This window comes from Helicobacter sp. 23-1044 (assembly GCF_053654695.1).
This window is the reverse complement of sequence record NZ_JBSIUQ010000002.1, coordinates 111033-131740: the sequence shown is the minus strand read 5'-3', so window position 1 is coordinate 131740 and position 20708 is coordinate 111033. Positions and strand designations below refer to the sequence as shown.

The window sequence follows — 20708 nt, the reverse complement described above, 5'->3', positions numbered from 1 at the left end:
TTTTATGCGATTCCCCCCCCCCCCATTTGAGTTTTAATGATATTTTGAATCGTAGGCAGCATATCGCCATCTAACTGCCCTTTTTGGTTAAAATAAATCACATTATTTTTTGCGATTCTATCGCATACACCGCCGATACACGCGCCCCCATTATTGCTAATCCAAAAGACTTCATACCCCGCCTTTTGCGCGACATCTAGCAAAGAATCGCTGTAATGCGAGAGATTGCGAATATACTCGCCCTGCCGATACGCCGTCAGCATACAAGGCACAGAAATCGCCGTAATCACGCCACAGGACGCAAAATCGCTAAATATATCAAATTGCTAATCGCCTTTGTGTGCGGATTTGTGTCTCTTTCATATCCGCCGTGTGCGAAGTTTTGCGCCCTTGCCGACTCGCCTATGACAAGCACGAAAAGTTTATTTTTCGCGGTGGTGGTGGCGTCCTCGCCTAATTTCGTGTAGGTGGTGGGCGTTGTCGCGGTTTCGATGATGAAATCCGCCACAGAGCGGATTGGCGCAAAGGGGTTTGCCACCCGCATCAAACTATTATTTCGAAACGCAATAATGATATTTTGCCCCTGCGAAAGATAGAGTGCGGAGATGGTAACGCTTAAAAATGCGATGATTGCGCACTTTTGCAAGATGGCGGATTTTAGATTTAGCGACTTTACGCGGATAAAATACAGCACCACAAGCGGGACGCACACAAAAAGCACCAAATGCAAGGCAAATCCAAGCGTTACAAAGTCGCCAATCTCGCGTTTATCGCTATTTAGCAATGCGGCGATAATATCAGCATTCATCTCCAAATGAAGCAAATCGATGAAATACCCCGCAACGCCGGCGATGATAAAGAGCAATGCGATGAAAATTTTGGCGTAGATTTTCGCGCACAAAATCTCTGCCATAAGCAACAGCAAAAGAAAAATCGCGCTTGTGGTGGTGTATTTTAAAAGCGTAGATTCTGCGCTTTTATCGATAAATTCGCCCAAGCGCAACCAAACTTCATCATTATAAAAGCACACTAACGCAAAAATGCTAAACGCCAAAAGCGCGTGATAGTTGAGCGCAACGCCTTTGAGTTTCAAAAATTTGAGTTTTAAAAAAATAAGTTTTAAAAATCGCACAAAAAACCTTTTTAAAAAATCACGCAAAATTTATGTGAAAGCAAATCACGCCAAATTTATTCAAAGTAAATTCGTCCAAACGCTTTGCACATCGTCATCATCTTCGATTTTGTCGATGAGTTTTTCGATTTCGGTGAGTTGAGATTCATTTAATTCGATAGGCGAAGTGGGGATTTGGCGAATGCCAGAACTTACGATTTCTAAATGCAAGTCTTTTATCCCACTTGCCAAATTGCCAAACTCTTTAAAATCCGCGTAAAGCAAAGCCGATTCGCCCTCTACTTCGAGCTTTTCTAACCCAAAGTCGATGAGATTTAGCTCCACCTCATCAATGTCGCAACCGCCGATTTTCACCTCAAAAACCGCCTTTTTGCTAAACATAAATTCTAGCGAACCATTGGGGATAATCTGCGCGTTAAATTTGTTGCAGTAGCTTTTGAGATTGGCAATCGTGCGCGTGGTGTTATCACTCGCACAATCAATTATCATCATCACGCCAAATTGCGCCTTTGCCTCATAAGATATTTCGTGCAAATCCGCGTCATTGCCGTTAGCGCGTTTGATTGCCGCTTCGATATTGTCCTTTGGCATATTTTGCGCTTTGGCGTTTAAAATCGCGGCGCGGAGTTTGGCGTTTAGCTCAGGGTCTGCCCCGCTTTTTGCTGCAACGGTGATTGCCTTTGCAAGTTTGGGAAAAAGTTTTGACATTTTGTCCCAGCGTTTTTCTTTACTAGCGCGTCTATATTCAAATGCTCGTCCCATTTTTACCTCTTTTGCGTAGAATCTAAAATTTGAAATTATAGCATTTTTGGCGATTTTATGTGAATCTTATTTGCAAAGGACGGAATTATGAAAAGGATTTTGCTTATACTTGGGATTTTTAGCGCGTTTTGTTTTGCGGCAAGCGAGACGAAAACTACGATTGGATATTCTTGGACGAGACTTGATAAGGCGAGCTACCACGCCATAGAGCTTGGCACTTCGGTGGTGGCGATTACCAAAAAAGGCACGGTTCGCCCCTACACAGGGGCGGAAATCTCCGTGCCATTATTTTTTGATGACAAAGGGAGCAATCAAGCGCAAGGCGTGGAGTATGAAAAGGGCAAAGGCTTTGGCACGGGGCTTCAAGTGCCGCTTGTCTTTGGACTAAAAATCGGCGGATTTTACCTTCAAGCGATGGCAGGATATAATCTAAATTGGTTTAGCGAAGCACTCAAAAATGCCCCGCGTGGCGCACAAATAGGCACTATAAAAAAGACAAAAACCAAAACAATTTCGCACGGATACATTTATGGCGGGGGCATTGGATTTGATTTTAATATGAATTTGACAATCGGACTGCGCTACATTCGCGGTGCAATGCAAAATGAAGTCGAAAATCCAACCGATGGAATGTTCCCAAAATACAAAACAAATTATGAAAAAATCTACGCTTTGATTGGGTATAAGTTTTAAATGCTTACAATAAAAATCGATGAAAAAGTCGTTTGCGCGGAGTTTGAAAGTATTTTTGATATGCGTAAAAAATATAATCTTTATAAAATCGCGCTTATTTGTTTGGATACTTGCGTAGATTCTGCGAATTGGGGGGGGGGCAGAATAAGAATGCAGAATCTACGCTAGATTCTGCGAAGCGAACAAAAAACATAGATTCTGCGAATCAAACAAAAATTGCAGATTTTGCGCTAGATTCTGCGCTTAAAACACAAATCGCATATTCTGCGAATCGCACAAAAATCACAGATTCTGCGTTAATCTCCCTAAAATCCGCCATTTTGGCAAAGCGCACCACACTTCACATTCCGACAAATAATCCCCAAATCCACCATTTAGATTCTGCGAAAATTGGCGTTTGGGGTGGCGTTTTTGAAAATGGCAAAATTATTAGCAATAGCATAAATTCTAGCAATATCGCCACGCACACGCAAAAGCAGTTTGATTATATTGAAAATCTAAATATTTTTCATATTCGCTCTTTGCGCCATCTAAAAGACTTTGCCAAAAAGATATTTTTTACACACATAAGCGCAGAATCTAAGCGAAATAGGCAGATTCTGCGGGATGAAAATATCCCAAAAGTCATATTTTTTTGCACGTATTTTAGCAATATGTATCATTTTATTTTTGAGGGTTATGCGAGATTATTGCTGATTTTAGACTTTTTGCAAAATCCAAATGCAGTCATCATCGCTCCGCCCAAATATCGTGGATTTCAAAAATATCATCGCTGGTTTATTGATGAAATTTTGGAGTTTATCCCAAAGGACAAAATTTTATATTTGGATTATCAAAATTACAGCGTGAAAAATATCTATTTTTGCTCCAATCCGCAACTTTCATCACACATAAATACCGCCATCCAAAGTCTGCAAAAGCGATTTTATGAGGCAGATTCTGCGGGATTTGAGCGAGTTTATATCAGTCGCAAAAAGTCGCCACGAAGATTTTTGATTAACGATGATGAGATTGCAGAGATTTTGCAAACGCAGTTTGGATTTAAGCGCGTTTTTATGGAGGATTATAATTTAAAGCAAAAAATAAATTTGATGATGCGCGCAAAAATACTCATCGCAATCGAAGGCACAAGCGCGATAAATGGACTTTTTATGACCGCACCAAATGCGAAATTGATAACTTTGCGAAGTTATGATATGACTGAGCATATTTTGGCAATCGCAGGGGGTTTTAAACACATTTCATTTTTGCCCATCATCTGCGAATACGCCGATAAATCGAATGCAAAAGATGATTTGTGGGTGGAGGGCAATTTATATTTGCCAAAGGAATATTTATTGCAAAAACTAAAAGATTATGAAGTAGATTCTGCGAATTAAGATATTTTTGCTAAAATTCGCACTTTTAAATTTTATAAAAAAGGAAATGCAAATGGAAACGCAAATGAATAATATCAACAAAAATTCACCAGATTCTGCGAAAATCGCAGAATCTAACGCCAAAATCGCAGAATCTATCTGCTGCCCCCCCCTTCTTAGCATTTTAATCCCCACTTATAATCGCCTCTCGCAACTCAAACGCGCAATTGATTCCATCCTCTCGCAAAATTATAATAACGAATTTGAGGGCAAAATCGAAGTCATAGTGCAGGATAATGCTTCACGTGATGGCACATTTGCATATTTGCAAACGCTAAAAAATCCGCTTCTAAAAGTTTATCAAAATCCGCAGAATCTCCACATTTACGGCAATATGGTCGCTCCGCTAAAAAATGCAAATGGCAAGTTTGTGATGTATTTGACCGATGATGATTATTTATTGCCACACTCTTTGCGTAAGATTGTGGCACTTTTAGAAAATACGAAATATGATTATATTCGCCTAAATTTAATCACATTTTTTGAAAAAAGTATTTCTGCATCTATCCATCGAAGTATTCCAAAAATGCTAGATTCTGCGAATGCCACTCTACCACAACTCGCCTCAATGCTAACCTCAGCGCATATCTTAACAGGCAATATTTATCGCAAAGAGCGCGTTAGTTTAGAGATGATAGAGGAAGCGAGGGATGATGAAATACGGCGATGGTTTGCCTATGTGGTGTTAAGCACGGCGATGGTGGAAAATATGGCATTTATCCCGGAGGTTTTGATAATGCATACTTGGGAAAATGAACTCTTTTGGGATGGCGAGGAATGCAATGGCGATTACAACAAATACAGCGTGGTGACGGATGGTTTATATAAAGTATTCGCAGAATCTGCTTTAAGCGATGATTTAAAACGCGCCATTTTTATTTTAGAAGACCCAAATATCAAACTTTACCCCTACACCACAAAATATCTCACAAAAAGCGATATTTTCAAAGCAAATATGCGAAGAAGTATCACAAAAAATGGCGTAAAATTTAAAAAAATGGTAAAAAATATCGTTTTTAGATTATAATTGCGTTTTTATTTTTAAATAAGGATTTGCGTGAGAATTTTACTAAGCGGGGCGAGCGGATTTTTAGGAGGCAATCTGGCAAAAAGTCTATGCGATGATTTTGAGATTATCGCACTTGTTAGAAGCACCTCAAATCTTACGCAAATCAAAGCACTTCCCATTAAAATCTACAATGTTGATGAAATCGCGTTAGAAAATATTTTCCGCACTCATAAAATCGATATTATAATCCACACCGCCACTTGCTACGGGCGGAAAAATGAAGCATTAAGTCATTTGGTGGATACAAATCTTATTTTTAGTTTGCGACTTTTGGAGTGCGCGGTAAAATTTGGCGTGAAAATCTTCATAAACACCGATACTTTGCAAATTGATAATTTAAGCAATTACACCATTAGTAAAAAGACTTTGAGAGATTATTTACCGCAATTTAGCGGCGATTTGCAACTTATAAATTGCAGAATCGAGCATATTTATGGTATCGATAATGATGAAAGCAAATTTGCCACATATCTTTTAAATGCGTTTTATGCGAATGCTCCGCACATTCCGCTCACGCACGGAGCGCAAAAACGCGATTTTATTTACATCGATGATGTGATTAGCGCGTATAAAGTCATTTTAGATTCTGCGATAAAACATCCGCAAAATATTTTGCAAAGTTATGATATTGGAAGCGGGGAGTTTATTAGCGTTAGGGAGTTTGTAGAGGTGCTATTTTGCGAGTTTAAAAAATATAAAAATATTTCTACAAAACTTCACTTTGGAGCGATAAAATATCGTAATTTAGGGGAGATTAGCGAAAATATAACGCCACTCAAAAATTTGGGATTTAAGGCAAAATACAATTATAAATCCGGCATTGCAATGCTTGTAAAAAAGTATTTTGCAAATATTGCTAAAAATCAAAATTGGGGGGGGCAGAAAGGGATAAATTAGATTCTGCGATTTTTGTGCTTTTCGCAGAATCTCGCAAGAAAAACGCAGAATCTATCGCAGAATCTCGTAATTTTTTCGCAGAATCTCGCAAAAACGCAGAATCTAAAAAATATTTTTCCTCAAATAGAGTTCAAAAACAATCGAAGGGGTTGCGGTATTGCTTTGGATTATTTTCGCGTGAAACAAGCGAGATAGGACTGATTCGTCCATCGAGCGCAGTTTTATGCGAAAATAATTCAAATGAATACCCAAGACCAAATTGCCAAAACGCAGAATCCCGCGAAATTCGACACAAGACAACGCACAGCAGGAGAGTTGCGTGAAAAAGGCGATTCTCCTCACCGGCGCCACCGGTTTCATCGGCAAGCAAGTCTTAAAATATCTCTTATCGCAAAATCACCACATTATCGCCCCCACGCGCAATCCAAGCAAACTAAAATCCTTTCAAAATCACCGCAATTTAGAGATTATCAAACATAACATTTACACGCAAGATTTGAATGTGAAATGCGATATTTTGGTGCATTTAGCGTGGAGTGGGATGGATAATGTGCGTGATTTTAATCACATAGAGATAAATTTTATGCGCTCTTTGGCATTTTTGAAAAATGCTCTAAAATGCGGTGTGAGGCAAATTGCAGTCGCTGGAAGTTGCTTTGAATACGGCACACATTGGGGCAAGGTTAGCGAGCATTTTATCCCAAATCCGCAGACGAGTTATGGTATCGCAAAAGTTTTTTTGCAAAAGGCACTTTGCGAACTGCAAAAAACTTATGATTTTCGCTTAAAATGGTTGCGAATTTTTTATCTTTATGGCGAGGGGCAAAATCCACATTCGCTCATTCCGCAACTTCAAAGTGCCATAAACGCGGGGCAGATGAGTTTTGATATGAGTGGCGGGGAGCAAATGCGCGATTATTTGGATATACAAATCGCGGCAAAATACATCGCAAATATCGCGCTAAATGACGCATTTGATGGCGTTTGCAATATTTGTAGCGGAGCGCCAATTAGCATTAGAAATTTATTAGAGAGATATTTACGCGACACAAATCAAAAAATCCGCCTAAACTTTGGATTTTATCCATATCCAAATTACGAACCACTCGCATATTTTGGCGATGATAAGTTATTAAACGAACTATTGCAAAATCCAAATTGGGGGGGGGCAGAAAGGGATAAATTAGATTCTGCGATTTTTGTGCTTTTCGCAGAATCTCGCACGAAAAACGCAGAATCTATCGCAGAATCTGGCAAATTTTTCGCAGAATCTCATAAAAACGCAGAATCTAATCTACAAAATACCCACCCCCTAACCCCCTCCGCAAGGGAGGGGGAATCTTTGAAATTGCCATCCGCAATGGTGGTTTTAACCTCTTTTGCAAAAATATCAAAAATACAATCACACAGCAAGCAGGTGGCGTGATGGAAATTATCGCCACTTCTTTTCACAATCTTTTCATCCTAAAACCATCCATTTTTAGCGATTTGCGAGGCGAGTTTATCAAACCATTTAGCGTTGAAATTTTTAGTGCGAATAATTTGGAATGCGACTTTGTGGAGGCATTTTACTCCACCTCCAAAAAAGGCGTTTTGCGCGGTATGCACTTTCAGCTCCCGCCAAAAGAGCACACAAAACTAGTCTTTGTATCAAGCGGGAAAATCCTTGATGTGGTGGTGGATTTGCGCGCAGAATCTGCGAGTTTTGGGCGAGTTTTTAGCGTGATTTTAGATGGCACAAATGCACTTTATATCCCCAAAGGTTTCGCGCACGGATTTTTGAGTTTGGCAGATGATAGCAAAGTGCATTATATGCAAACTACTTGTTATGACAAAACTTGCGATAGCGGGATTTTATTTGATAGTATAAATTTTGATTGGGAATGCGAGGCAAAAAAATATAATATCGATGATTTTATCATCTCGCCACGCGATAGAAGTTTTGAAAGTGCAGAATCTTTTTACAAAAAGGGCATTTTTTGAAAACGATTTTATTAACAGGCGGAAGCGGATTTGTAGGGACAAATCTCATTTTAGATTTGCATAAAAAGTTTAAAATCATCGCGCTTGTAAGAAAAAATAGCGATATTTCAACCATCCAAAGCAAATGCCAGATTCTGCGATATGGTGGCGATTTTGAGGAGATAAATCATATTTTTAAAACGCATAAAATCGATGGCGTCATCCATCTAGCGACAAAGTGGATTTCATCCCACGCCCCAAGCGATATAAAAGACATAATTGAGACAAATATTTTATTTGGGACGCAACTTTTGGAGGCGATTAAAGCACATAATGTCGCATTTTTTATCAACGCAACGACATTTGGCGCATACTGCAACTCAAACTCTTATCGCCCCGCAACGCTTTATGCAGCGAGCAAAAAGGCATTTGAGGATATTATGAAATATTACGCACTTGTGGTAAAAAAGACTATTTTTTGCAATCTTTTGATTTTTAACACATTTGGTGCGCACGACAAAACCACGCGACTTTTTAATCTACTTGATAATCTCGCGCTAAAAGGCGGGGCGCTTGATATGAGCGATGGGAGGCAGATTGTGGATTATACGCATATTAAAAATGTCGTATTTGGATTTGAGTGCTTAATTGATTTGATTTATAAAAATCCGCGATTTTGTAAAAACAAACTTTTCACTTTGCAAAGTGGCAATCGCCAAACTCTGCGTGAATTGGTGGAAATGTATGAAAGATTGCTAGGCAAAAATCTGCAAATAAATTGGGGCAAAAGGGCAAAGAGGGAATTAGAGATTACAAAACCATTTAGCGGCGGGACTAAATTGCCAAATTGGGATGAGATAATCTCGCTAGAAAACGGACTAAAAGAGTTGATTTCTGCTAATTTCGCAGAATCTGGGGTAGATTCTGCGATTTGCGCTAAAAATCCAAATTGGGGGGGGGGCAGAAAGGGATAAAATAGATTCTGCGATTTTTATCGCAGAATCTAATATGAAATTCGCAGAATCTGACAAATTTTTCGCAGAATCTCAAACAGCGCACGATTCGCAAGACAAACAATCGAAGGGGTTGCGGTATTGCTTTGGATTATTTTCGCGTGAAACAAGCGAGATAGGACTAAATCGTCCATCGAGCGAAGTTTTATGCGAAAATAATTCAAATGATTACCCAAGACCAAATTGCCAAAACGCAGAATCCAGCGAAATTCGACACAAAACAACGCACAGCAGGAGAGTTGCGTGAAAAAGGCGATTTTCCTCACCGGCGCCACCGGATTTATTGGCACAAACATCATCGCCAAACTCAATAAAAAATACGACTTCATCGCCATCGTGCGGGAAAACTCAAACACAGCGCAGATAGAAAAGCAATGTGAGATTTATCGCTATAAAAATATTGATGATTTTATCGCGTTTTGCAAGGGGGCAAAAAGTCGCATTTGTGGGGTTTTGCACCTTGCGACTTTGTATGTGAAAAGTCATAATTCTAGCGAGATAAAAAGCATTATTGACGCAAATGTGACCTTTGGCGCGGAGATTATCGAGGGATTGGCGAGGGTTGATTTTGGTGGATTTTTTGTGAGTGTGGGGACATTTTGGCAGTTCTATAAAAACTATCCAAATAATCCGCTAAATCTCTATGCTGCGAGTAAAAGCGCGTTTGAGCGCATTGTGGATTTTTATGCAAACACGACTGAAATGACCTTTACATCGCTATTTTTAAATGATACTTATGGTCCAAATGACACACGCCAAAAGATTTTCAATCTTTGGATAAATGCTGGCGATGAAGTGCTGGAAATGAGCGGTGGCGCGCAAGAAATCGACTTAATTTTTATTGATGATGTTATAAATGCCTTTGAGATTATTATAAATTTAGCGACTTCAAAAAATCACACACTTTTAAAAAATAAAAAATTCACCTTGCATTGCAAAGAGCGGAAAACTTTGCGAGAGTTATCAGAGATTTTCCAAAAAGTTAGCGGTAAAACGCTAAAAATCGCTTGGGGTGCGAAAGAATATATGAAAAGGGAAAACTTTATCCCATTTGAGTTTGGCGATGAACTGCCATCGTGGGAGGAAAAAACAACCTTTGAAATGGGGATAAAAAAACTTTTAGATTCTGCAAAAAAGGATGAAAAATGAAAATATTACTAACAGGTGGAAGCGGATTTGTAGGGCGAAACTTTATCAAAACTTATAGCGCAAAATATCAAATACACGCCATCGTGCGGGAAAATAGCGACATAAAAGATATAGAAAATCACTGCGAAATTTTCCGCTATGATGGGAAAATTGCAAATCTTAAAAATTACTTAAATAAGATTTTTGCTAACGGGGGGGGGGGGAATTTAGATTCTGCGAATAATGTGGATTTAGATTCTGCGATTTTTGATAAAAAACCTCACAAATTCGCAGAATCTTTGCCGTTTGCGAATAATTTTGGCATTCTCCACCTTGCGACAAAGTATCTCTCATCGCACAAACCAAGCAATATTAGCGACTTAATTAGCGCAAATATCACATTTGGAAGCGAGATTTTGGAGGGCACTCTGCCCTTTTGCCCGAAGTTTTTTATAAATATTTTGACATTTTCGCAGTTTGCAAATAGCGCAAATTACAATCCTGTGGCGTTTTATGATGGCACAAAAGAGGCGTTTTATAATATCACAAAACTTTATAGCGAGACATTTAAAAAGACAAAATTTCTAAATCTTTTGCTTTATAATACTTACGGAAGTGGCGATGTGCGCGGGAAATTTCTCAATCTTTGGGATAAAATCTCGCGCGATAATCAAACGCTAGAAATGAGTGCTGGGGAGCAAAAAATCGACATAAGTCATATTGATGATATTGTGCGTGGATTGGATTTGGCGATTTGTGATTATAAGATGCTGGATTCTGCGAAAATTTACACGCTGGAAAATCGCCCGCGAAAGAGTTTAAGAGAGATTGCAAGTATTTTTGAAAGCGCAACGGGGCGGAGATTAAACATCGCGTGGGGGAGCAAAGCGTATCGCAAAAATGAGATTTTTGACCCGATTTCTAGCGTAGATTCTGCGAAGTTTGTGAAACTGCCACATTTTAGCGCAAAAATCTCGCTTGAAGAGGGTATCAAAAGAGTGTTTTGCTAGATTCTGCGATTTCGCAGAATCTAATTATAGATTGCCACGAAAATCCTACGGATTTTCTCGCAATGACAAATTTTCGCAGAATCTAAAATCTGCGCGAGATTCTGCGATTTGCGTGAAATTCGCAGAATTTCGCAGAATCTACTCTAACGCACGCAGTCGCTCTAATAGCGGTGGGTGGCTCATATAGAAAAATACAAATGCCTTGTGCGAATACGGAAACGCCTTGTTTTCGCTCACTAGCTTTGTCAAAGCATTGTATAAATCCGCCTTATTTGTGAGATTCGCGCCAAATTCATCTGCCTTATACTCCGCCTTGCGCGAAAAAAAGTTGATGATTGGCATAAAATAAAATGAGATTAGATTCGCAATCAAAATCAGCACACAAAGCACCAGTGCGCCATTTTTACCCAAATCAAAGTCGTTAAAAAGCCACTGCGGGAGATTACCAGCGATAAAAAATAGCGCAAACAGCACAAACGCCATAATCGTGATATTTTTTAGCAAATCCTTATGCTTGAAATGCCCTAGCTCGTGTCCCAAAATCGCCAAAAGTTCGTCAGTAGAGACTTTTGAGAGTAGCGTATCAAATAGCACCACGCGCTTTGCTTTGCCAAACCCGCCAAAATAGGCGTTTAGTCGCCCATCTCTTTTGCTTGCGTCCATCACAAAAATGCCATTTGCCTTGAATCCCACGCGCTGCATTATTGCTTCTATGCGGGATTTTAGGGCTTCGTCATTTAGTGGCGTGAATTTGTTGAAAATGGGCGCGATGATTAGCGGATAGATGATATTTGCGCTCACTGCGATAAAAAGCATTAGCACAAAGCCACAAATCCACCAAAGCGCGATATTTTCGATAAGCCATACTAGCGCAAACGCGATGACAAAGCCCAAAATTAGCGTCATCACAAAGCCTTTGATAAAATCCACCGCAAACAGCCCTGCACTCATTTTGCTAAAACCAAAGGCTTTGTCGATGACTAGGCTTTTGTAGGCGTCAAGTGGGAGCGAAAAAATGCTATTTATTGCCAAAAAAATCACCACAAAAATCGCCCCAAACACCGCGCTATCAGCAAGATTTGCCACGCCGATTAGATTTTGCAATAAATTTAGTCCAAAATTCGCCCAAAAGATAAAAATAACGCCACTCCAAATCGCCTCAAAAATACTAAAAATTTGCGTAGTTAGCGCGTAATTTCTAGCGATTTCAAAGTCGCTTTCACTTAAAATCACAACCTTATTTTGCGCCTTTATGTGCGCGATTTGAAGCATTGCGATAATGCAAATCGGCAGCACATAAAAGCAAATAAAAATCACACTTAAAAATATCATATTTTTGTCCTTTATAGTTGTAGTTTTTTAATGTCGCGTTTTCGCACGGCGATGATAAATCCAATCGCCACAAATAGCGTGATGATGGATAGAATCTGCCCTGCGCTTAATCCGTAAAAATAGCCCATTTGCGCATCCGCCTCTCTAAAAAATTCGCAAATAAATCTTGCGATTGAATAAAATAGCATATAAAAGCCGATGAGTTCGCCTTGAAAGCGCAATTTTCGGCGAATCAAAAATAGCGCCACAAACACACAAAATCCCTCCAAAAACGCCTCATAAAGCTGACTAGGATGCACAAGTTTGTCGCCTACCAAAATGCCGATGGGGAGATTTGTCTCTCTGCCGACTAATTCGTGGTTTAAAAAGTTGCCGATTCGCCCCAAAATATAGCCCAAAGGTAACGCAATCGCCGCTGAATCCATAAGCATAAGAAAAGATTTTTTGTTGCGCCACGCACACAAAAATGTGCCGATGATAAAGCCCACAACCGCGCCGTGATAGCTCATACCGCTAATGCCGACAAATTTGCCGTCCTTAAAGGGATTGAAAATCTCCCACGGATGCGCTAGATAGAAGCTCGTATGCGAATCATAAATCAAAATATAGCCCACTCGCGCCCCTAAAATGATGCCGATTTCAGCGTAAATGAAAAAGGATTCAAGTAATTTTGGCGAAATGGGATATTTGTCCTTTTTGATAAAAAACTGCACGGCGATTAGCCCGATGATTAGCGCACTTGCGTAAGCTAAACCATACCAATAGACATTTACGCTACCAATGCTAAATGCGACTCTATCGAAGTTTTGGTAGATGAGATTCCAGCTATTCACTCAATATATTCCTTAATCTTTATGTCAAAAAACTTGTTAAAATCAATATTTTGCAAAAACTCATAAAGCCGTGAATTAGCCACGATTATGTTGATTTTCACACCGCCATTTTCTTTCAAATTTAAGATAAATCCTAGCAAGTATGAATCCACCACCACGCTATTTATAAAATACAGCGTGAGCGCGGAGTCGGCGATTTCTTCTTTGATTTGCGCCTTTATTTCGATATATTCGTCATAGTCGCGCAGTTTGCCATCGATTATGACTTCTTTGCCGCCTCTAACTAGCCTTGTAAAAACTTCCAAAAGTTCCCTCCATCCGCGCAAAATGCGTAATCAAAAATGCGGATTTTGTAAGAATGTAGCATAAGTCGCTTAAAAGATTCGCCACCATAGACACTATCGCCTAAAATTGGGTGCTTTATGCTCTGCAAATGGACGCGAATCTGATGCGTTCGCCCCGTTTTTATGACGACTTTTAGTAGCGTTTTTTTGCCATAAATTTGAAGCGGAGTGATTTCACTAATCGCGCTTTTGCCGTTTTTGAAGCTAATCTCACTTTTTGCGTAGTGATTTTTTGCCGTGTATATGGGCTTATCGATGATTTGTGGCTCTGCGACAATCCCGCTTACAAGTGCCAAATACTCTTTATAAACGGCGCGATTTTTAAACTCTGCTAGGGCTTTGGCGTAAAATTCGCTATCCTTTTTTGCAAGTAAAATCACGCCACTTGTGGGCTTATCCAATCGATGAAGCAAAGCAAAATCACCAAATTTTTTCTCCAAAATCGCGCAATCCACCGCATTTGGCTTATTTATCGCCAAAATATGCTCATCCCTAAAAATCACTTCGCATTTATCAATTTCTAAGATTTTTAGCGGAGTTTTGGTGCTTATCACATCACTAGCGCGAATCTTTTTGCCAGAGCTCTCCACAAGTCCGCTATCTAGCAAACTTTTTGCCTCTCTATTTGATAAATTTTTTTGCATTGCCAAAATCTTATAAGCTTTATCCACTTTATCGCCCTAATCTGCGAAAATTTCGCTAATTTTATTTTGCATATTTTTTAGTGCCAAATCTTTGATTTTGCTTTTTGGTAAATTTTGCAAATCGCCCAAAACCGCGATGAGTTCGTCATTTTTGATAATCTTATAATTTTCGATTAGCTCAAAAAGGGCGAGTTGATTAAAAATGTGTTCGCCACTGATGATTTGTGTGCCAAAAAATGCGCATTCTAGCGGGTTGTGTCCGCCCATTTTCACAAAACTCCCACCCAAAATCACACAATCCGCAATCGCATAAATATTGATAAGTTCGCCAAGCGAATCAAGTAAAATCACGCTAGATTCGTAGTCTAATCCGCTATCGCTGTATTTTGTCGCACTTACATTGTGCGCCTTTATGATTTCCCAAACTTCGCCAAATCGCTCAGGGTGGCGTGGTGCGATGATTAGGCGATGAAATGGCGAATCGATAAAATTTGCCTTAAAAGCGCGTAAGATTAGCTCTTCTTCGCCTTTGTGAGTGCTAGCAGCGACAATGAGCGTTTGGCTTTGCAAATTTCTTTTAAGATTCTGCGAAATTTTGGGGCGTAAGAGTGCTTTGATATTGCCGATAGTTTCGATTTTTTGTGCGTTAGATTCTGCGCCAAGTGCTAAAAATCGCTCAATATCTGCCTTTTGCTGAACGAAAATTTTATCTACGCATTTAAAAAATTGCGTGTAAAAAAACTTATATTTTTTGTATTTTGGGTAGGATTTTGTGCTAATTCGCGCATTTAGCAAAATCGTGTGCGCTCCGAATTTTTTGGCGCAAAAAAATAGCATAAACCACAGCTCCGCTTCCAAAACCACGAGTTTTTTTAGGCTTTTTGGCATTATAAATGGGATAAAAATTTCAAATGGCAAGTAGCGTATTGCCACGCTTTTATGCGCTGAAAATAGCTCATTTGCCTTTGTGTATCCCGTGTTTGTGGTGGTTGTGATTAAGAGATTTTTTTGCAAGATAGATTCGCTTAAAATGGCTTGAAGCGAATTTATTTCACCCAAAGAGCAAGCGTGAATCCACACTTCTGGCGCGAAATTTGCCGATTCAAACGCGCCATTTTTCCACATAAAAAATCGCGCTGGGATTGAGTGGCGATATTTTGGCTTAAATGCGCTAAAAAAGCACAAAATGGGGAGCATAAAAATATATGCCACGCAAAGCAGGGCATAATAGCAGATTGCAAACATACGCTATTTTTTGGCTTTGCTTTTGGTGGCGGATTTTTTAGATTCTGCGGATTTTGTGGATTTTGCGGTTGTTTTTTTCGCACTAGATTCTGCGGATTTTTTGGTTGCTTTTTTTGCGCTAGATTCTGCGCTTTTTGTGCTTTTTGCGCTTGATTTTTTGCTAGATTCTGCGGATTTTTTAGTAGTTTTTTTATCAGAATCTGCATATCTCTCTCTTTCGCTTTGCTCCAAATACAAGATTCGCCCACAATGCGGACAAGTCGTAATCGCATCAGCTTTGAATAAATCCACGAAAATTCTATCGTTGATTCGTATAAAGCACCCGCTACACGCTTGTTTTTTGATAGGCACGACACTACTATCCTTCGCCCATTTGCGGACTTTTTCATAAAATACGATGAGTTTATTTTCGATGGTTTTTGCGATGAGTGCCTTTTCGTTGAAAATCGTTTTTAGCTCATCGTGAATCACGCCCACCCGTTCATTCACGCTAACTTGCGTCTCTTTGATAATCTCTTGCAATTCGTTCATTTTGTCGATGATTGCGCTCTCTTTTTCTTTGAAATTAGCGATTTTTGCCTCCAAATCGGCGATGATTTGATTTGCAAAGGTGATTTTTTCCTTTGAGATGCCATTTTCAGCGTCCAATGCGCGAAACTCTCTCTCGCTTTTTGCAACCGCCATTTTTTTCTCTAATTGCGCGATTTTCTCGCTATTTTCGGCGATTGTTAGCTCACTATTTGAAATCTCCACACGCGATTTTTTAATATCATTGCGAATCTCTTCTAAATCCCACTCCAAGCTATTTAGCTCTTTGACTTTGGATTCGAGTTCGTATTCAATCGCGGCGATTTGTGGCTCTTTTGCAGAAGCCCTTTTGTCAATTTCTGAAATTTTGATAAGATTTAGCAAGTCGTTATTCATCGTGCTGTCCTTAATTTTAACTAAATGGATTTTTTGAATCGCAAATTATAGCGTTATAGTCAATTTTTTTCAAATATTTTTGCAAAATTGCGCCAAAATGCCCTTCGCTGTGGTAATGCCCGACATCGATGATGGAGACTTTTTGGCTTAAAAATCGCATTGCATCGTGATATTTTACATCGCCTGTGATAATGCAGTCATTTTCGCTTAACACTTCATCGCCGATTGCCCCGCACCCTGCGCCACAAACGATGATTAGATTTTCTACAAAGTCGCTTGAACGCGTGATTTTTAGGTTAGAATCAGGCATTTTTGCTTTGATATGCGCCAAAAGTTTGCCAAAATTATCGCAAAATGGCACTTTTATTATGAATCTATCTTGCGAAAAATTTTTAAATTTAAGCACATCACGCACGAAAGATTCATTTAAATGACTTAAATCAAAATTCGTGTGAAATGCAATAAGCGCGATATTTTTGCGAATGAGAATCTCCAAAATATTATTTGGATAAAAATCCGCGCTCAAAGTTTTCAACGGCTTAAAAATCAGCGGGTGGTGGGCGATTAGTAGCGAATCTTGCGGGAGATTTTGCGCGATTTCTATCGTGGCTTCAAGCGATAAAAAAATCTCTTTTATTTTTGCATTTTTTCGCCCAATCAAAATCCCGCTATTATCCCAGCTCTCTTGCGAATCAAAGGGCGAAATGCTATCCAAAAACTCATAAATTTCAAAAAGCGTTTTCATAAAAACTTCCTTAAAAATGTCCTTAAAATTTGCTAGATTCTGCGAATTATACACAAATCGCAGAATCTTACACAAAATTCGCAGAATCTAATATTTTTTCGCAGAATCTTACACGAAACGCACGAAATTCGCAGAATCTAAAATAGATTCGTCATTGCGAAACTTGCGAATGCAAGTCGTGGCAATCTATTTTTTAAATCCACTTTTTAAATTGCCACCTTTTTAAATTCAGCGTTAAATTTAGCGTTAAATTCAGCGCAGATTCTGCGATTAAAATCAATAAATTTGAAGCAACAAAGCGATATTTTTCTTTATTTGCTCGATTATATTTTTATCGCATTTCTTAATAAATTTCGCATTTCGCGCTTTAAAATCCATACTTTTTATTTGGTCGCTCAAAATCGCTCCATCCCTATCTGCCACAGCGCAGGGCACTTCAAAGGGATAACCCTTAATTTTACTAGTAATTGGCACGCAAATGCACAAACCGCTTTTTGCGTTATAAGACTTCGCACTTAGCACAACAGCGGGTCTTTTGCCCATTTGCTCGTGTCCATTTTGTGGGTTAAAATCCAGCCAAATAATATCCGCATATTCAGGTATATACATTACCATTCCTTGCCTAATGAATTATCAATCCACTCGCTATCGATATTTAAATTATATTCATTGATTTCATCGCACATTTGCGCTAAATCCCTTTGCTTTTCTATGATGATTTTATCGTCCTTTATTACCATTTGCAGTTTTGAATCGATATTCAACCCTAATTGCTCTAAAAACGCACTTGGGATGCGCAATCCTAATGAATTGCCCCATTTGTTTAACTTAATCTCACTTATCATTTTTTATCCTTAAATGTTAAAGTTTATACAATTATACTATAAAGATTCTGCGCTTCGCTTTAAAATCGCAGAATCTAATATTTTTTCGCAGAATCTCGCACGAAACGCACGAAATTCGCAGAATCTAAAATAAAATTCTACCCACCCCCTTAATCCCCCTCCGCAAGGGAGGGGGAGAGAGAGAAGCCCCTCCCCTTGCGGGAGGGGTTTGGGGTGGGGTATTTATCGCAAGGTATGGAGAAATTTTAAGATTCTGCGAATCTCTCATCCGCCGCCCATAAATTGCAACATTTCGATTTTGTCGCCGTCTTTTAAAATTATGCGTTTATAGTCCTCTTTTTTCACAAAATTCGCATTTAGCGTTATGGCAAAAATCCTTGATTCTGCGCCCTGCTCCACGCCTAAAATCGCCAAAATCTCATCGATATTTTTGCCATTTTCAAACTCCATAGATTCGCCATTTACAAACACTCTCATTTCTCACCTCCAAAAAAGCGATAGAAAAATCCCGCTTTATTCACCTGCTTTGCCCGTGCCACGACTAAATCGCCATCTTTGGCATCGCTTGTCACCACGCTCCCAGCGGCGATTAGCACATTATTTTCGATATAAATCGGCGCGACTAGCTGCGTCCCACTGCCGACAAAGACATTTTTGCCGATGAAAGATTTATGCTTATTTTTGCCATCATAATTGCAAGTAATCACCCCAGCACCGATGTTTGTGCCACTTTGCACTTCGCTATCGCCCAAATAGCTCAAATGCCCCGCCTTTATATCCATCAAATGCGAGTTTTTCACCTCCACAAAGTTGCCGATGTGCGAGTGTTTGATAAGCGAGTGCGGGCGGATTCGCGCAAATGGTCCGATTGTGCTGTGCGCAATCTCGCTTGATTCAACCACGCTGTGCGCTAAAATCTTGCTATGTATAATCTTACTTTTGCCCTTCAAAACCGCGCCATTTTCAATCTCGCATTCGCCTTCAAACTCCACGCCAAACTCCAAATAGATTGTGTGTGGCAGGTGAAAAATCGCCCCTTGCTTCATCGCTGAATCTCGCAATCGCTCTAACATAAAGCCCTCCGCTTTTGCAAGTTCGACTTTTGAATTTACCCCCATAAAATCGCGCTCATTTGCCACAATCCCGCAAATATCATCGCTAAATTTTATAATATCTGTTAAATAAAATTCGCGCTGATTGTTATGAGAATCAATGCAGGGCAAGGCAGATTCAAGCAACGCGCGATTTAGGCAATAAATCCCCGCATTTGCCAAATTGATTTGCTTTGTCGCAAAATCTGCGTCCTTTTCTTCGACAATCGCGCTAACTTTATCGCCCTCCATCACCACGCGTCCGTAGCCTGTGGCGTTTTGTAGCTCCAAAATGCCAAGTGTGATTTGGCTTTTTGATTGCGCGAATTTTTGCAAAGATTCGGCGCGAATGAGGGGCATATCGCCACTTAAAATTAAGATTTTTTCATATTTTGTGGCGATGGGTGCTTTTGGCGTGGTAGATTCTGCGCCTTGCATTATCGCCCCTGCGGTGCCGGGATAGTTTTTGTAATCTTGCAAATGCAAATGTAGCGACTTCTCTACAAACTCGCCATATTGCTTACAAATCGCATTTTTTATCAAATCCGCTTCGTTATACAGCACGATATGAATGTCATCGCTAATCTTTGCCACTTCATCGATGATACAAAAAAGCATTTCTTTGCCACAGATTTTGTGCATAACTTTTGGGATTTTACTTTTCATTCGTGTGCCAAATCCACCCGCCAAAATTATCGTAGAAATGGGCGATTCGGCGGGCGATTCAATTATAATATTTTTCATAAAAATCAATCCTTTTTGTTTTTTATAAAAATTTTAACACAAAAAAAGATATAATCGCAAATTTATTTTCAAACAATCTCATAAAAAGCGAGAAAAGATGGATTTAGGAAGCGTAATTGGTTTAGCATTTATCATTGTGCTACTTTTTTGGTCGACTGTGCTAGGTGCTGGAATCTCCGTATATATCGATATCCCATCGGTTATGATTACCTTTGGCGGTTCGATAGCGGCACTTATGATTGCTGTAAAGTTCGAGCAGATGCGCAATATATTTCGATATATGGGAATCGCTTTCAAACCGCACACTTATGACATCCCGCAACTAATCAAAACAATCACCGAATACTCCATAAAAGCTAGGCGCGATGGGATTTTAAGCTTGGAGCAAAATGTCAATCAAGAAGAAAACGACTTTTTACGCAAAGGGCTAAGTATGGCTGTCGATGGCGCGGAGCCGGATTCGATAAGAGAGCTTTTAGAGATTGATATGGAGCAAAGTTTTTCTAGGCATAATGGCAATGCGGATATTTTCGAGCAATGGGCGGCGTTGGCGGGTTCATTTGGTATGCTTGGGACGCTGATTGGACTTGTGGCGATGCTTGTAAATATGAGCGACCCTAGCTCTATTGGACCTGCGATGGCGGTGGCGTTGATTACGACTTTGTATGGTTCGCTGATTGGTAACACCGTTGGTGCGCCGATTGCAAATATTTTACGCATTCGCGCACAAGATGAAGTGCTAATGCAATCACTCGTGATTGAGGGCATTATAAGCATTCAGGCGGGGGATAATCCGCGCATTTTAGAGACGAAACTTTTATCATTTCTGCCACCTAGTGAGCGCGTTAGTCAATTTGACTAAATTTAGGATTTTATA

The 20708-nt window shown here is 39.6% G+C and carries 29 protein-coding genes; 14 read left to right on the top strand and 15 right to left on the bottom strand.

What is annotated here, in order from left to right:
• Nucleotides 1-2: 2 nt before the first annotated feature.
• The 3 genes from ACWIUD_RS03235 to ACWIUD_RS03225 are packed head-to-tail and all read right to left on the bottom strand — an operon-like array spanning nucleotide 3 to nucleotide 1894.
• On the bottom strand, nucleotides 3-263 hold the full coding sequence (locus tag ACWIUD_RS03235) for a hypothetical protein (protein WP_454146849.1): 261 nt from the start codon (nucleotides 261-263) through the stop codon (nucleotides 3-5).
• A 23-nt stretch (nucleotides 264-286) separates the two neighbouring features.
• A complete protein-coding gene (locus ACWIUD_RS03230) occupies nucleotides 287-1132 on the bottom strand; it encodes a phosphoethanolamine transferase domain-containing protein (protein ID WP_454146657.1) in 846 nt (281 codons plus the stop codon).
• A 60-nt stretch (nucleotides 1133-1192) separates the two neighbouring features.
• The gene (locus ACWIUD_RS03225; protein WP_454146655.1) at nucleotides 1193-1894 is read right to left on the bottom strand and encodes a YebC/PmpR family DNA-binding transcriptional regulator; all 702 of its coding nucleotides are present in this window, start codon (nucleotides 1892-1894) and stop codon (nucleotides 1193-1195) included.
• Between the two features lie 87 nt (nucleotides 1895-1981).
• Here ACWIUD_RS03225 and ACWIUD_RS03220 point away from each other — a divergent pair, with 87 nt between their 5' ends.
• From ACWIUD_RS03220 to ACWIUD_RS03160, 13 genes are read left to right on the top strand one after another with little or no spacing between them, the layout of a single operon-like run.
• A complete protein-coding gene (locus ACWIUD_RS03220; protein ID WP_454146653.1) occupies nucleotides 1982-2587 on the top strand; it encodes a hypothetical protein in 606 nt (201 codons plus the stop codon).
• Complete coding sequence (locus ACWIUD_RS03215) at nucleotides 2588-2755, top strand: hypothetical protein (RefSeq protein ID WP_454146651.1); 168 nt, start codon at nucleotides 2588-2590, stop codon at nucleotides 2753-2755.
• Nucleotides 2686-3966 carry a glycosyltransferase family 61 protein gene (locus ACWIUD_RS03210; protein ID WP_454146649.1) on the top strand — a complete coding sequence of 427 codons (1281 nt, stop codon included), beginning with the start codon at nucleotides 2686-2688 and terminating at the stop codon, nucleotides 3964-3966. Before ACWIUD_RS03215 ends, ACWIUD_RS03210 begins: the two co-directional genes overlap by 70 nt.
• Before the next feature lie 52 nt (nucleotides 3967-4018).
• Nucleotides 4019-5032, top strand: coding sequence for a glycosyltransferase family 2 protein (locus ACWIUD_RS03205; protein ID WP_454146647.1), 1014 nt, complete (start codon nucleotides 4019-4021; stop codon nucleotides 5030-5032).
• Between the two features lie 30 nt (nucleotides 5033-5062).
• On the top strand, nucleotides 5063-5971 hold the full coding sequence (locus ACWIUD_RS03200; protein WP_454146645.1) for an NAD-dependent epimerase/dehydratase family protein: 909 nt from the start codon (nucleotides 5063-5065) through the stop codon (nucleotides 5969-5971).
• Entirely contained in the window at nucleotides 5944-6294 is a 351-nt protein-coding gene (locus ACWIUD_RS03195) for a hypothetical protein (RefSeq protein ID WP_454146643.1), read from the top strand. Before ACWIUD_RS03200 ends, ACWIUD_RS03195 begins: the two co-directional genes overlap by 28 nt.
• Nucleotides 6291-7397, top strand: coding sequence for an NAD-dependent epimerase/dehydratase family protein (locus ACWIUD_RS03190; protein WP_454146641.1), 1107 nt, complete (start codon nucleotides 6291-6293; stop codon nucleotides 7395-7397). The genes ACWIUD_RS03195 and ACWIUD_RS03190 overlap by 4 nt, the downstream gene beginning before the upstream one ends.
• Nucleotides 7397-7954, top strand: coding sequence for a dTDP-4-dehydrorhamnose 3,5-epimerase family protein (locus ACWIUD_RS03185; RefSeq protein ID WP_454146847.1), 558 nt, complete (start codon nucleotides 7397-7399; stop codon nucleotides 7952-7954). Before ACWIUD_RS03190 ends, ACWIUD_RS03185 begins: the two co-directional genes overlap by 1 nt.
• Nucleotides 7951-8907, top strand: coding sequence for an NAD-dependent epimerase/dehydratase family protein (locus ACWIUD_RS03180; protein ID WP_454146639.1), 957 nt, complete (start codon nucleotides 7951-7953; stop codon nucleotides 8905-8907). Before ACWIUD_RS03185 ends, ACWIUD_RS03180 begins: the two co-directional genes overlap by 4 nt.
• A 34-nt stretch (nucleotides 8908-8941) precedes the next feature.
• Nucleotides 8942-9193 (top strand): hypothetical protein, encoded by a 252-nt coding sequence (locus ACWIUD_RS03175; RefSeq protein WP_454146637.1) that lies wholly within the window; start codon nucleotides 8942-8944, stop codon nucleotides 9191-9193.
• Nucleotides 9190-10095, top strand: a complete 906-nt coding sequence (locus ACWIUD_RS03170) for an NAD-dependent epimerase/dehydratase family protein (RefSeq protein ID WP_454146635.1) — start codon at nucleotides 9190-9192, stop codon at nucleotides 10093-10095. Before ACWIUD_RS03175 ends, ACWIUD_RS03170 begins: the two co-directional genes overlap by 4 nt.
• Nucleotides 10092-11084, top strand: a complete 993-nt coding sequence (locus ACWIUD_RS03165) for an NAD-dependent epimerase/dehydratase family protein (RefSeq protein ID WP_454146633.1) — start codon at nucleotides 10092-10094, stop codon at nucleotides 11082-11084. Before ACWIUD_RS03170 ends, ACWIUD_RS03165 begins: the two co-directional genes overlap by 4 nt.
• Complete coding sequence (locus tag ACWIUD_RS03160) at nucleotides 11053-11271, top strand: hypothetical protein (protein WP_454146631.1); 219 nt, start codon at nucleotides 11053-11055, stop codon at nucleotides 11269-11271. Before ACWIUD_RS03165 ends, ACWIUD_RS03160 begins: the two co-directional genes overlap by 32 nt.
• Here the strand turns inward: ACWIUD_RS03160 and ACWIUD_RS03155 are convergent.
• The 12 genes from ACWIUD_RS03155 to glmU all read right to left on the bottom strand — a co-directional run bounded on the left by ACWIUD_RS03155 (nucleotide 11223) and on the right by glmU (nucleotide 19831).
• Nucleotides 11223-12416, bottom strand: coding sequence for a M48 family metallopeptidase (locus ACWIUD_RS03155; RefSeq protein WP_454146629.1), 1194 nt, complete (start codon nucleotides 12414-12416; stop codon nucleotides 11223-11225). The two genes, ACWIUD_RS03160 and ACWIUD_RS03155, sit on opposite strands and share 49 nt — an antisense overlap.
• Before the next feature lie 11 nt (nucleotides 12417-12427).
• A complete protein-coding gene (lgt, locus tag ACWIUD_RS03150; protein ID WP_454146627.1) occupies nucleotides 12428-13249 on the bottom strand; it encodes a prolipoprotein diacylglyceryl transferase in 822 nt (273 codons plus the stop codon).
• On the bottom strand, nucleotides 13246-13554 hold the full coding sequence (locus tag ACWIUD_RS03145) for a hypothetical protein (RefSeq protein WP_454146625.1): 309 nt from the start codon (nucleotides 13552-13554) through the stop codon (nucleotides 13246-13248). Before ACWIUD_RS03145 ends, lgt begins: the two co-directional genes overlap by 4 nt.
• A complete protein-coding gene (locus ACWIUD_RS03140) occupies nucleotides 13533-14264 on the bottom strand; it encodes an RluA family pseudouridine synthase (protein WP_454146623.1) in 732 nt (243 codons plus the stop codon). The genes ACWIUD_RS03145 and ACWIUD_RS03140 overlap by 22 nt, the downstream gene beginning before the upstream one ends.
• Nucleotides 14265-14273: 9 nt before the next feature.
• Complete coding sequence (gene waaA, locus ACWIUD_RS03135) at nucleotides 14274-15482, bottom strand: lipid IV(A) 3-deoxy-D-manno-octulosonic acid transferase (protein WP_454146621.1); 1209 nt, start codon at nucleotides 15480-15482, stop codon at nucleotides 14274-14276.
• Between the two features lie 3 nt (nucleotides 15483-15485).
• Nucleotides 15486-16406: a zinc ribbon domain-containing protein gene (locus ACWIUD_RS03130; RefSeq protein ID WP_454146619.1), complete on the bottom strand. Its 921-nt coding sequence runs from the start codon at nucleotides 16404-16406 to the stop codon at nucleotides 15486-15488.
• Nucleotides 16407-16422: 16 nt separating this feature from the next.
• Nucleotides 16423-17151, bottom strand: coding sequence for a Nif3-like dinuclear metal center hexameric protein (locus ACWIUD_RS03125; RefSeq protein ID WP_454146617.1), 729 nt, complete (start codon nucleotides 17149-17151; stop codon nucleotides 16423-16425).
• Between the two features lie 276 nt (nucleotides 17152-17427).
• Nucleotides 17428-17760 carry an endoribonuclease MazF gene (gene mazF / locus ACWIUD_RS03120; protein ID WP_454146615.1) on the bottom strand — a complete coding sequence of 111 codons (333 nt, stop codon included), beginning with the start codon at nucleotides 17758-17760 and terminating at the stop codon, nucleotides 17428-17430.
• The gene (locus tag ACWIUD_RS03115) at nucleotides 17760-17996 is read right to left on the bottom strand and encodes an AbrB/MazE/SpoVT family DNA-binding domain-containing protein (RefSeq protein ID WP_454146613.1); all 237 of its coding nucleotides are present in this window, start codon (nucleotides 17994-17996) and stop codon (nucleotides 17760-17762) included. Before ACWIUD_RS03115 ends, mazF begins: the two co-directional genes overlap by 1 nt.
• A gap of 124 nt (nucleotides 17997-18120) precedes the next feature.
• Nucleotides 18121-18264, bottom strand: coding sequence for a hypothetical protein (locus ACWIUD_RS03110; RefSeq protein ID WP_454146611.1), 144 nt, complete (start codon nucleotides 18262-18264; stop codon nucleotides 18121-18123).
• Nucleotides 18261-18473, bottom strand: a complete 213-nt coding sequence (thiS, locus tag ACWIUD_RS03105; RefSeq protein ID WP_454146609.1) for a sulfur carrier protein ThiS — start codon at nucleotides 18471-18473, stop codon at nucleotides 18261-18263. Before thiS ends, ACWIUD_RS03110 begins: the two co-directional genes overlap by 4 nt.
• On the bottom strand, nucleotides 18470-19831 hold the full coding sequence (gene glmU / locus ACWIUD_RS03100) for a bifunctional UDP-N-acetylglucosamine diphosphorylase/glucosamine-1-phosphate N-acetyltransferase GlmU (protein WP_454146607.1): 1362 nt from the start codon (nucleotides 19829-19831) through the stop codon (nucleotides 18470-18472). Before glmU ends, thiS begins: the two co-directional genes overlap by 4 nt.
• 97 nt (nucleotides 19832-19928) lie before the next feature.
• On the opposite strand from glmU, the gene ACWIUD_RS03095 reads away from it, so the two are divergent.
• Nucleotides 19929-20693: a motility protein A gene (locus ACWIUD_RS03095; RefSeq protein ID WP_454146605.1), complete on the top strand. Its 765-nt coding sequence runs from the start codon at nucleotides 19929-19931 to the stop codon at nucleotides 20691-20693.
• The last annotated feature ends 15 nt before the right edge of the window (nucleotides 20694-20708 follow it).